This window comes from Bradyrhizobium sp. B025, assembly GCF_042257955.1.
Classification (GTDB): Bacteria; Pseudomonadota; Alphaproteobacteria; order Rhizobiales; family Xanthobacteraceae; genus Bradyrhizobium; species Bradyrhizobium diazoefficiens.
Genome location: NZ_CP170150.1, coordinates 1247748 through 1259848 on the forward strand (window position 1 = coordinate 1247748; position 12101 = coordinate 1259848).

Annotated in this window: 7 protein-coding genes; 4 read left to right on the forward strand and 3 right to left on the reverse strand. The window is 56.5% G+C overall.

The genetic code is table 11. The features are described 5' to 3' along the window. Window positions 1-6: 6 nt before the first annotated feature. Together ACE10W_RS05985 and ACE10W_RS05990 are read right to left on the reverse strand one after the other, a co-directional pair. A complete protein-coding gene (locus ACE10W_RS05985; protein ID WP_011084649.1) occupies window positions 7-696 on the reverse strand; it encodes a response regulator transcription factor in 690 nt (229 codons plus the stop codon). A gap of 2013 nt (window positions 697-2709) precedes the next feature. Beyond that, window positions 2710-3690, reverse strand: a complete 981-nt coding sequence (locus tag ACE10W_RS05990; RefSeq protein ID WP_014497925.1) for a hypothetical protein — start codon at window positions 3688-3690, stop codon at window positions 2710-2712. Between the two features lie 685 nt (window positions 3691-4375). Here ACE10W_RS05990 and ACE10W_RS05995 point away from each other — a divergent pair. Then, a complete protein-coding gene (locus ACE10W_RS05995) occupies window positions 4376-4810 on the forward strand; it encodes a VirK family protein (RefSeq protein ID WP_011084653.1) in 435 nt (144 codons plus the stop codon). A 462-nt stretch (window positions 4811-5272) separates the two neighbouring features. Here the strand turns inward: ACE10W_RS05995 and ACE10W_RS06000 are convergent, their stop codons facing one another. Beyond that, entirely contained in the window at window positions 5273-6181 is a 909-nt protein-coding gene (locus ACE10W_RS06000; protein WP_014497924.1) for a hypothetical protein, read from the reverse strand. A 1407-nt stretch (window positions 6182-7588) separates the two neighbouring features. On the opposite strand from ACE10W_RS06000, the gene ACE10W_RS06005 reads away from it, so the two are divergent. The 3 genes from ACE10W_RS06005 to ACE10W_RS06015 all read left to right on the forward strand — a co-directional run bounded on the left by ACE10W_RS06005 (window position 7589) and on the right by ACE10W_RS06015 (window position 11928). Then, window positions 7589-9070 carry a pentapeptide repeat-containing protein gene (locus tag ACE10W_RS06005; protein WP_304550874.1) on the forward strand — a complete coding sequence of 494 codons (1482 nt, stop codon included), beginning with the start codon at window positions 7589-7591 and terminating at the stop codon, window positions 9068-9070. A 184-nt stretch (window positions 9071-9254) separates the two neighbouring features. Beyond that, window positions 9255-10136: a pantoate--beta-alanine ligase gene (locus tag ACE10W_RS06010; protein WP_011084658.1), complete on the forward strand. Its 882-nt coding sequence runs from the start codon at window positions 9255-9257 to the stop codon at window positions 10134-10136. 550 nt (window positions 10137-10686) lie between these two features. After that, on the forward strand, window positions 10687-11928 hold the full coding sequence (locus ACE10W_RS06015) for a cytochrome P450 (protein WP_011084659.1): 1242 nt from the start codon (window positions 10687-10689) through the stop codon (window positions 11926-11928). The last annotated feature ends 173 nt before the right edge of the window (window positions 11929-12101 follow it).

Consider the following 12101-nt stretch of genomic DNA (forward strand, 5'->3'; position numbering starts at 1 on the left):
ACGCTGCTAGGCAGCCGATGCTGTGCCAACGAGTTCAAGAGTGTAACCGACGCCGCGCGCGGTCTTGATTCTGAGCGTCGCACCCGCCTGGTTCAAATGCGCGCGTAAGCGATAAATCCCGACTTCCAGCGCATTGGTCGAAACCTCGTCATCGAACGCGTACAAGCTATCTTCCAGCGAAGCGCGCGGCACAGTGCGGCCGGCGCGATTGAGCAGATGCTCGAGAATGCACACCTCACGCCGAGCAATCCTCAGGATCCGGCCACCCACCGAGACTTGTCTGGCGATCGGATCGAAATGCAGATTCCCGAATGTCACGACCGGCGCCGTCATTTGCGTTGACCTTCGCAAAATGGCCCGCATGCGAGCGATGAGTTCGTCGATCGACACAGGCTTGGGCAGGAAATCATCCGCTCCCGCATTGAAGGTCGCGATCCGGCGGCTGAGATCATTGAGACTGCTCATCATCATTGCCGGCATTGATCGTCCTTCGCGCCGCAACTGCTTCAACCAGTCCAAACTATCCCCATCCGGCAAGACGGACTCCAGCAGTACGAGGTGGTAGTTTGCGCAATCCAGCGCGGCTGACGCCTCATCCAGCGTGGGCGTCACGTCCACCGCGAACCCGCAATTCACGAGCGTTGCCTTCACAGCGCGGCCAAAGTCCGCATGATGATCAACCAGGAGAATTCGCATCCATCGCCTCTCGTCCGTCCTCGGCAAGACTTGAGCGTGTTAGGGTTGACCAAGAGATCCGGCGACTGGATGCTGCCGGTCTGGCATGAATTCGAAAAGCCGTAGACGACCCGCAAGAGCTTGTTGGCAGGCGACCGATGCATGCGCATCCATTGACATCGGATATGTGACGGCTCGCGGCGGGTCGCCTGGGCGGGCGGCGCAGCTCAACATATCCGTTATGTTGGCAAGAGCTCTGCGATGACTTACGGGGTTGAGAGCCCTGGCGGCGCACTGATGCATCTGTGGGCGGCACATAGCAATGCCTGCATGCGCTGCGCGAATGCTAGCGGTAGTGATCGCGCGAGACTGCCCCAGCGAAAGCAAGGCACGGGCGAGATCAGCTGTATTTGTCGTCGAACAGGCTTGCGAAACCGACATTGAATACTTCCCAGTTCGTCTTGATCCGCGGTCAGTCTTGCGAGGCTGTTGGCCGTAGTGCCGTCAAGTCGCGGCATTGCAAGTGTTCCGCGCTAAAGACACTTCGCGCGCTATGTGCCGGCCAATGGGGCGTAAAAGGCCGAGAAGCGACGAAACGATCAACGCGTCCTTCGGGACAGACGTCCTCTCGTTTGCCGGCGTTATCCAAGTAAGATGTCAACCGTTCCAATGCTCGGTCGCTTCCGAGGCGTTCTCCGTCCCAACTGAGCTAGTGCTGCCAATGAAGGACAAATTACGTGCGGCATTGCTGTCGTGCCTTGTCTGAGGCGGCGACGCCGGCTCCATGTCGTCGGATCGGGTGCACGGCTCAGGAACTCTGCCTTTCGTCGGCATAGGCGAAACAAAGACTGCCCGCGTTGTTCTCGCGCGCTGGATCCAGGTCTGCCTGCGAAGACGGCGCTTCGCCCAGCCCTCACAGAGCAGATGAACGATGCAAGCTCTAAAAAGGAGGAGTTGGGTAGTGTGATCAACCGAATCGGCCGAGCATTGAGTTTTTGAGACGTTCGCAATTGTTGGTACCCGTCAGGAAGAGTTCACACGAGCGGACTGTGTCGCGAGACTGTCGGAAATCCTACAATCTGACGCGAGGTGAGATTCAAGTGCAATTGAATGCTCTTTGTCGGGGTGCCTTCAGTTTGGAATCGTTGTGAGGCAACGGCGACACAGTTCGACCATGCCGTCGAACTGCGCGCGGCGGTCCGTCTCGCTGTGTACAAAGCCGTGAGCATTCGTCCGTCCAATTAAACGTCTCGCAGAAGCGCTATTGAGTGCAGAAGAGGCAGGCGCTCTTGGCAAGCGGGGTAAGCCATGACACCAGGAGCGGGGCGATCCGATCCGCCTCATGCGTGTCAATTTAGCGGGGAGACCGTGGCGAGAGGTGGACGTCCACTTGATGAACAGGAAGCAACGTTCGAGGTGAAGACTGTCGATCGCTCGAGCCAAGTTGTTCGGCAAGGGATTGAGGAGAGAATCGATTGCCAGACGTCATCTTGAATGCGGCCTCCTTATATTGCGATCGACTATGAGCCTCTTAGGCGCGCTCCGCAAAATCGATTGTTTTGATGGAACGCATCCAGGTGACGGATCGGCTGTCTTGTAACAGCGCGGCTTATCGCGGGGAGCGAATGCCCGATGCGATCGCGGCCGAAACACCTGTTGCTTGACCGCGCGGCCAATTTCAGACCGAGTACAGAGAGGGACGCAGCGCGTTCAGCGGCGTAACTCCACCAAAGCCGCCAGCCAGCCGTGAGCTCGTATGTCGTTCGAACTCACAATGTCCAAGGCGCCGGGATGCTCCAACGAGCGCGCACAGGAGGAGGATTGTCCGACATCCTCGCGTCGCCGGAAGTGCATCTTGTCGGAGACCCAACCGCTCTGCCGCTCGACCGGCGAGTTGATCGGGCCGCCGGTCGCCGCATAAGCTTAAGCTGTTCTGCGTGTGCGGAGTTGGTACGCCGCTTCAAGGTCTTTCTTTTGGGAGTTTGGGTGCTTGAAAACCAACGAACCAGCCCAACGGTTTGGCCGAGAGACCATCTACTCATTGCTCTCGCGCTTATAGGGATTTTCTTCTCTGCCGGTGCGGTAGCTTTCCAAGTTTCCGCCCAAGAACAGGCGCTCGGTCTCTTTCGTTGGCGTTCTGCCAAGTGAGCACATCAAATCGACGTCCGCATCGATGTTGTCGTAGTCTTCAGCATTCATTCTGAGCGCAATGCTGCTCATCACGTCGTCTGGCGTCCAGACACTGTGCTTCGGAACAGTGTAGGTGTGCAGTGCGTTCGCATTGTTGGCGATCGCCCTCGCCCAATGATCGCGAGAAACGGCGAGTTTCGCCGGATCTTCGACCAACGATACGAAGGGTGATGTTGTTGTCTTGCCGCGCATATGCCAGCCAGCTTGGCGCGCCCGGTCAATAGGATACCGCTCTGGATGATCTCCAATGGAAGAATGATCCCGAGCCGTGTTGCGAACATGCAATATGGCGCTTGTGTTTTCGTCCGTATGCGGCTTGCAGTCACTATTCTGATTCTGAAAACGCCGCAGTGTGACATAAGACGACCTCACGACGTCGTCAAATACGCCGTCTCGGTCAATGCTAGGTGCGCTCGCCGGTGACCAGCGCGCCGCCTGCTGCACGGCAAGGTCGATCTCATTGCGAAGCACTTCAAGATTGGCACCTGTCAGTGTTGCTGCAAGCTGAGCGCGGGCACTGACAAATGATGGGGCTGGGCAGCTACCGGGTTCCGAGGCGGCCTCGCCTGGCGCAGACGAGGACGTGGCAGTCGCGGAATTTGCCGCTAAGCAGAGTGAAGGCGGCGTCGGGTAGGCCGAATCGAGGTCGTCTATATCCAAGTCATTCAGCTGCTGCTCGAAGCTTGCTTGATCTTCGGAATTGTGTGCCGTTGCGCTGCTCTCGGCGCCAAGCTCATCCTGTTGTCCATGGACGCGGCGCGCCTGCTGTACCACGTTGTGAACCTCAAAGGGAGTGTCCACAGCATTTCGTGGATCAACGTTCATATCTCTCTCCCTTCGAAGTGCCGGATGCCAGCCTAGATTGTTGCAGGCGCAGCTTTCGAGAAGCTGACAGACCAGAGAGGGCGCCATTTAGTTTCAGCTCTTGACGGAGTCGAATTGAGTCAGTCAGCATGGCGAACAGCCAGCCGGAAGGAAGTCGCGCGAAGCGTCGGATCAAAATCGGTGCTGCCGTTTGCCTCCTGGCATTGGTGTTCGATTGGGCTGCTATTGGATGCCTGAGATTGTTCGGATCGGCACGCCAGGACGCGCCCACCACTTCATTGTGGACGCGTGATCTAAGGCAGACAGCCCGTGCACAGCAAGATGGACGAGCCGGTGCTTGAGGTGGCGAAAGGCGCGTTCGTAGATCGTCTACTTATGCAGAGGCGAGAACTACATTCTCTCGCTCGAGAGGCCTGTGGCGGACCAGCGCAACCGGTTTGGTTTGCTGTTTCCAAGCGGACGACGCTGGATCAAGCCGGTCTAGTCGACGCGCGGGAAGCTAAGCCACTTCCGCAAACCTAACATACGAGGTTGTGATGTCGGAATAGCCATTACAACGTCTTGCGCGTCGTTGCGACAGGCTGCTTTGTACGAGCGCGCTTGTTGTCTGGAATCAGCCAAACGCATCGCGAGCATCACGACTTGGAGGCCGCAATCGGCGGTACTTATCGAGGGAGAAGAGCATATGAAGGTTACTGGCCGAGGACTAACGATCCTGTTGTCCTTGCTTTCGGCCGCGAGCGCGCCGGCAAGAGCCGACGACCCCTCGCCGAAATACACTGAAGTACTCAGAGCCCTCCAAGCGGGGAAGAATGTGAAGCTCATCCTCGATATGACCCACTGTACCAACGCGGATGGTGGCAAACCTGCGTCGGCGACGCAGGCCGGTCTGGTCATCAATGCCTTCAGGGTGACCAGCCAGAGCGGCATCAGCTTCGCCAATGCTCATCAAACGGTCGACAGCTCCGGACATGCCGTGACCGAGTACATCCGCCATAGCCTTAGCCGCGAAGGCAAGCTGACGGTGCGAGCCTCCAAACTTGTCGTCGGGACCACCGAACTCGCGAATCAAGGCGAATTCATCTGCGAAGTGCCGGATGGCGCAAAGTTCATCTGGTAACGAAGAGCACAGAGCAGACGGGCGCTTCGTAGACTTGATCCTCCATCGTGTGGACAGCTTCGCCGGGCATGATACGGATCTTTTCGATCGTCAGGACTGCCAGACTCTTTCTAGCCGTCTTTTCGTCAGGGAAGGATCAAGTTGCCTGAACTTGTTGCTCAGCTAACTCATGAATGTCGCCGATCTCCATTCGATCTTTGAGGTGGAAGATCGGCGGCTCATGCAGTCGTCGTATGGGGCTGAGCCAATACCTCTCGGTTGAACGTCCAGATGATCTCGCTACGTCCACGCGCTGCCCGCGGCCCTCGTGAGAACATCATATTTAAGCGGATCCAGCCAGGACCGGCGTTGTTGACGCTCCCCCTCGCCGGGCAGACGGACCGGAGGATTATAGCATGAACGCTGTTTTCGACTTTTCCAAGCATCGGAAAAGGCAAATCACCCTTTCCGGAGCCTGCGTCATCAGCCTTTTGCTCCTGACTTTTTGTACGGATTCGATGCGCTGGCCGTCCGAAAGTCGTCCAGATTCCCACCCAGAAATAGTACCTCACGCTCTTCGGTTGGGGTAGCACTCACCCATGCCAGATCGGGTTCATCATTTTCGGTTCCATCCTCGAGAATACTGACGATGTCTTCCGCCGTCCAAGTTGTGACCCTCGGCACCGTGTAGGTGTGCAACTCATTCGCGTTTTCCGCGATGACTTTGGCGCCAAACTCCTTGTCGTCGTCCGGCGAAACGAGCAGTAGTGAGGCGTCCTCGGACAGTGACACAAAAGGCGAAGAATTGGTATCGCCCCTCATGTGCTCTGCCGCTGCGCGGCCCAGATCTAGTCGTTGGCCTCCCCAGATATTCCAGGGAGCTTGCTCGTAACGCAAAGCCGCCATGGAACGCAAATGGGCCATCGCGCTTTGACGGTCCAACACATGTGGCCTGCAGTGGCTGGCGTGGTTTTGAAAGCGCTGCAGCTCCGTGTATGACGATGCCAACACGTCGTCGTAAACGCGGTCACTGTCGACGCGATAGGCTGACGATCCAGTCGCTCTTGGCCATTGTGCTGATCTTTGCGCAGCGAGTTCGATGTCTCTTCTGAGTTCCGCAAGGTTAGCGCAAGTCAACGTTGCGGCAAGCTGACCGCGCGTTCTCACGAACGATGCAGCCGCGCACCGTTCGTTCTCAGGGATAGCTTGCGCTTTCTTGTTGCCGTCCGTTACCGTCGGGTTCGATCCAGCCGCGGGTGAAGCTAATGATGCGAGGATTGGCTGAGCCTCTCCAAGCCGATGCTCAAAGTCTGCTTGCGCCGTCTCTTCCTGTTGTGGATCGAGGTTATGCATCCGAGCCTCGGATGGGTTGACGTTGTCAAATGGGGCCATTCCGGTCTCCTTTTGTCGGCCTTCAATATCGTCATGCAAAAGTTGATCAGATCAGGAGCAGGAACTGAGACGGGCGCAGTTTGTATAAGATGCACCGGTCTGGTTCTCGAACGTCCGGTGTTGAGGCGTGCGGCAGGCCCCTGACCGGCAATCCAGCTCATGCTTCTCGTCCAGATATTTGTGTTCGAGTCGGGCTCCAGTCCGGATAAAGATGCTGTTATGCTAGAAAGCCTAGCTGTCGAACAGCTGACCAGACCCAATTGCTTGAAGAAAGCCCGTGGCCATTGCGTCTGTGCCGGCGAGCCTGTTGTTTATTGCGGAGCAGAGTTTTGGCGAGATGGGCCATTGCCGCTCTCCGCTTCATGGCAGTACCGTATGAAAGGTTATGGGGAAGCAGCCCGGGGGAGGGCCCGCTTACCGTAAGCTTGAGCCGCATGGGGCAGCCTGCCTGGACTAGCTTGCATCGGCTCCCCGTGAAGGACTTTGAAAAGCTCTTCAAGAAGCTGCTGGGGATACTAACGCCGGATCATGCCGCGGCCATCGGGCTCTGACCGGGCCGCGTGGCATGAAGATCCATTGTTGGGAATACTGATGCGATGGATCGCGTCGGCGCGCCGAGCGTTAGTCGCAAAACAAGCCACGGGGGTGCGACTTCGATCGGCCCAACTCGTTCTCCCATAGATGGACCCGTCGGCTCGCGGAGCAGGCCTAGCCGATCGCGAGCTTTGGCTAACCAGGAGGCCGGCGATCCGCAAGTGTCGAATTGCAATTGATCGATTGCGTGCCCGTAAGGACTGCGGCTCTTGCCCTCCTGCAACCGAAGTCGGAATTTTTGCTTTCAAGGTGGCGTAGCGACCATAATGCGGTTTCTGTCAGCGGGACCGTGTTTGTCAGAATCAGAACATTCTGCGCCCATGTGGAAATTACGCTGCCGATTTAGCTCGACAATTCCGACTGATGCGGCTGGCACGGTTGTTGCTGCCGATGAGGTAAGGCCAGGCTGAGTGCAGAGCTAGGTGAACGATCACTGTTCCGCCCGCAAGCCGCGGGTCCATTCCGAACAAGAAGAAAGACCTAGAATGTTGCGCATTCGGGTTAATGGAGAGTGATGTGGAGTGTCGAAGAGCTGGCGAAAAGAAACACACTTTCGGACATATCAGCGCTGCCAAACAACGGATCAGGGTTGGTGGGTGTGGTAGACAATTGCACCGATTGGCAGTGGACACGCATGACAAGAATTCGGCTGACGTGGTCAAGCGTCGGCCGCCGCGGACAGCGACATGATAAGAGTCTCGTCGACACGTCGTGTCACCAAATCCCCCGGCGAGTTCGCCACAAAGCCCGCAGCCTGCGTCCATGCCAAGCACAAAGAGGTCCTCGTAATCCTGGCAGTACGGAACTCTCGACATGTCGCAAAGGATCGGCGCTGATAGCGAGTGCACCGTGAATGAAGGGGCAGAGCACTACTCAGATCCGAAAGACAAGCTTTCATCAGATGGCGAGTTCGTTCGGTACTGGAGCCGGGCTGCCGACCGGCTGCTGGCGGTTGCTGCTGTTAGGAGGCGAACCGAGGAGGCAATCAGAAGGACCGGGATTGGCTTGCAGCTATCCTCCGAGAACCTTAGCGGTCATGACCTATCAGATTTCCCGCTGCGACGCTGTACCCTCAATCGCGCGCAGCTCTACGGAACAAAGTTGGATCGAGCAGATCTTTCTGAGGCGAACCTTATCTGTCCGGGGCTAGAGCGGGCAAGTTTCATGGGGGCCAAGCTCGATTTTGCCTATATGCATGCGATGGCAGCGCAGGTCTGCAACTTCGATGATGCCAGTCTGCGCAATGTAATCGATGCAACCGGCAGCCTTTTTCACGGTTGCAGCATGAAAAGAACACGCTTTGACAACGCGATGCTCAACGGGCTCCTCGTTTACCAGTGCGACGCGAGTGATGCTGTATTCGACGGCGCGGAATTACAGGGCTCAACCATCAATGAATGCTTCCTCCCTTCAGCGTCCTTCCGCTTCGCAAAGCTGAGCCAGGTCACGATCACGAAGGCGCATCTGGCGGATTGCTCGTTCTTTCAGTCGAAGGGAGACTGTTTATCGATCGTGCGTCCCATCTCGATCGATGGTCTCGTCTTAGAGGGCGCTCATCTTCCGTATCTGAGACTCTCAAAGGTGAGCGGGCGGATTCGGGCGAGAGCCCTGAGCGCCCCATTCGCTGATCTTCACCTATCAAATCTTGCGGGAGCGGAGCTGGAACAGGCAGACTTGACCGAGGCGCGGCTTCTGTCCGTAGGCCTGTCCGACGCGAACCTCGTGGGTGCCGTGCTTACCGGTGCATCTATTCACTCCTGTCAGCTGAATGGGGCGGATCTATCTAGCGCATCAGGTGAAAGCATTTCGATAACAGAGAGCACAATGCGAGCGGCCAAATTCACCGGTTTTCGCGGCCGCTGCGCCTTTGTGCGCGACTGCGATCTGGAGCATGCGGACCTATCCCAAGCTTACCTCTACAGGTCGATGATCACCGGTGATCCGCCGCAATCAATGGCATTGAATCACGCAAATTTCGAGGGATCAAATCTCGTTCAGGCATATCTCGCCGCGGATATGACCGAAAGTAACCTGGAGGCAACGCGAGCCGCATACGTTCGCATGAACCAATCGTCCCTGCGCGATGCGAACCTGAGTGGGATATCGCCGTTCCAGGCCAGTTTCGTAAAGGTGGACTTTTCGGGCGCTAAGATAACCACTTTCGAGCCACCATTTTTCGCCGACCGTTGTCGGGGACTGCAGGTCGCTCTGGAGGGGCGGCAGCCGCGCGAACCATCAAGCTATCTGGCTGAATTCTCATCGGTGATCAGACGGGGTCGAGAAGGGTCAACCTGACTGCTTCGGAGCTGCAAGAACAGTGCGCGCGAGCTTTGGACAGTTCGTGCGGTGGTCGAGGTGTGAGAGGGCGTAAAACCTCTTTGGTGCTCGTTGGCGTGCGCGGCCCACGAGACGCTGGGCGGCGCGCCTTCCGAGATCCGAACGCGCCACTATTTTGGCGTTCAAAAAGCGGAGTAAGAAGATGCATCTGACAGGTCTTTCCGCAGGCAAGGCGTTCATCCGGGAGGTCGCGAGAACAGGTCAGACGATTGGAACGGTCCACACTCTCGGCGCCCTGCATCTTGGGCATGCAGAGCTGATTAGAAGAGCGGCATTGGAGAATGATGTCGCGATCGTCACAGTGTACCCGAACAAGATCCAGCTTAGACCAGGTGGGAGCTACGATTTCAATTTGGACGATGATATTGGACTTGCCCTACGTTCAGGAGCAACTGCCGTGATTTCGTCGAGCGACACCGAAATGTTCCCGGTCGGCTATCGAACGTATGTATCGCAAGGTGACTGTGATTTGCGTTTAGGGGGGCCTGAAACTTATTTGAAGGAAGCCGTTACTGGAGCAATCCGCTGGATCTGCTATTCGAGGCCAACTCGCAGTTACTTCGGCCTGAAAGATATAGGTCAGGCGATCCTGGTAAAGCGCGCCGTCGCAGACCTGCTTCTCGATTGCGAGATAAGGTTTGTGCCGACCGTGAGATACAAGAACGGAGTGCCCATTTCGTCGCGCTTGAGGCGATTTAACCGTTCCGAGCTTGATGAGCTGTCCTGTCTCTTCACGGCACTCAACCGTTCAAGAGAAGAGATCGCCCGAGGAGCGTCAAGCGTGAAGGATCTGGTCGCGTCGGCGACATCTCGGATAGAGTTTCGACAGTTTAGACTCGAGTTTGTTCGGATTGTCGACGCTGATAATTTCAAAGATTTAGAGCAGGTCAAGCTCCCATTCTTAATTATTGGGGCTGCAATGGCTCATGGCCTCACGGTTTCCGATAGCATCTATGTTCCAGATCAGGATACGCTCCTAAATGGTGCTCAGGATATCTGGATCGATTTGCCTAAGCAGTCGTAGCGAGTCGATTACTCATAGATCTTCGCCCGAAAAAGTAGACGGGGTTAGGTGGCTCTTAGCTCCATGTCGATTGGGGCGATATATGCGAGCGGAATGAAGCCAAGTTCGGTTGTAGGAGCCCTCAATGAAGGCGAAGTTTCGCGCTGGGCTCGCGCGGTAGCGCTCAGATAGCGATCGGGCAGCGCGATGACGTTCGTCGGCGGCCTCTGTTAGGGCGGCGCAGGACGGTGTCACTGGGAAGAACAGGACCTAGCCGCGGCAGCCGGACCAGCTCCTTCGCCGTCAGGGCAACGACAGCCACTATGTTGACGCCGATGCCGTTCCCGGAAACGGCGAGGCCAGCGGTGGTGACAGCTCTCAGCGATCCATTGAGTAGATGGAGCCGGAAAGTCAATGCGATCCTTACTGCCCGACATGGTAGGGCTGGCTAGCCGCACTTTGAGATAGTCTGTTCGGGTAGCTTGTCACAGCCAAACGCCACGACAGCTCAAACCGGTGAATCGTAAGTTTGGATCCGTAAGCTCTCGCGAACAAAATCTGCGGAGATGTTATGAACAGGCGATTGGAAATCCATAGAGCGGATGATGGATATATTATCCCGCTCAGCGAGCTGGATGTAAGCGAGGGCAAGCGCTTTCAAGACGACAGCATATGGGGTTGCTTCGAGCGGTTGCGAAGAGAAGATCCCGTTCACTACTGTCAAAATAGCGCTCATGGTCCATATTGGTCAATAACGAAATACCGGGATATCGTAGCGGTCGACACAAACCACCACGCGTTTTCGTCACAGCAAGGTGTCACCATTGTCGAGGTGCCTGATAAGCACTGGACCCCAAGTTTCATCAAGATGGGGCCTCCCCAGCACGCCGAGCAGCGCAACACGGTGAGTCCGATCGTCGGGCCGGAAAGCCTGACGAGGCTCGAAACCTTGATCCGCTCTCGGGTCCGGATGATTCTCGATGGCTTGCCGCGTAATGAAGTCTTCAATTGGGTAACCAAGGTCTCCATAGAGTTGACGACGCAAACGCTCGCCACGCTGTTCGACTTCCCATTTGAGGATCGGCGACTCCTGACCTATTGGTCGGACGCAGCTGTTACAACTCCTAAAGCAGGCTATGCCATCGACAGCTGGGACAAGCGAAGCACCATCTTGTCGGAGTGCCTGGACTATTTCACACGGCTTTGGAACGAGCGCATCAATGCCGAGCCACGCCTCGACCTGATTTCCTTGATGGCGCATTCACCCGTCACACGCCATATGGAGCCAACTGAGTTTCTTGGGAACCTCATTCTACTGATCGTAGGCGGCAATGATACCACGCGCAACTCGATTACCGGCGGCCTCCTGTTCATGAGCCAGTACCCCTCCGAACTGCGGAAACTAACTGACAATCCCAAGTTGATCTCGAGCGCCGTGTCTGAGATCATTCGATACCAGACGCCGATCGCACATATGCGCCGCACTGCTGCTATAGACAGCATCGTTGGGGGAAAACCGATCAGGACAGGCGACAAGGTCGTCATGTGGTACATCTCCGGCAATAGAGACGAAGAGGTCATTGAGAACGCCAACAGTTTCGTGATCGACCGCAAGAATGTGCGGCAACACCTCTCGTTCGGATTCGGAATCCATCGCTGTCTTGGCCGACACCTTGCGGAACTGCAGTTGAGAGTCCTCTGGGAAGAGATTTTGGATGGGGGATTGAAGATCAAGGTCGTCGGCGAACCCGAGCGAATTGCATCTAACTTCGTGCACGGCTATTCCGCTCTCCCCGTGCGGATTGAAGCTTAGGCCATGATCGGGACAGTCTCGACCGCCGGTGTGCGGTGGGTGTGGATTGATGTGAACTATCTTGGCTTCTTCAAACTGCGCAGATGAATGGATAGAAGCGAAGGTTCTGTCGGCAGCTATTTATAACCGGGCAGACGTTGAATCGCCCGTGAAGAACGATACGTGAGGCGAAT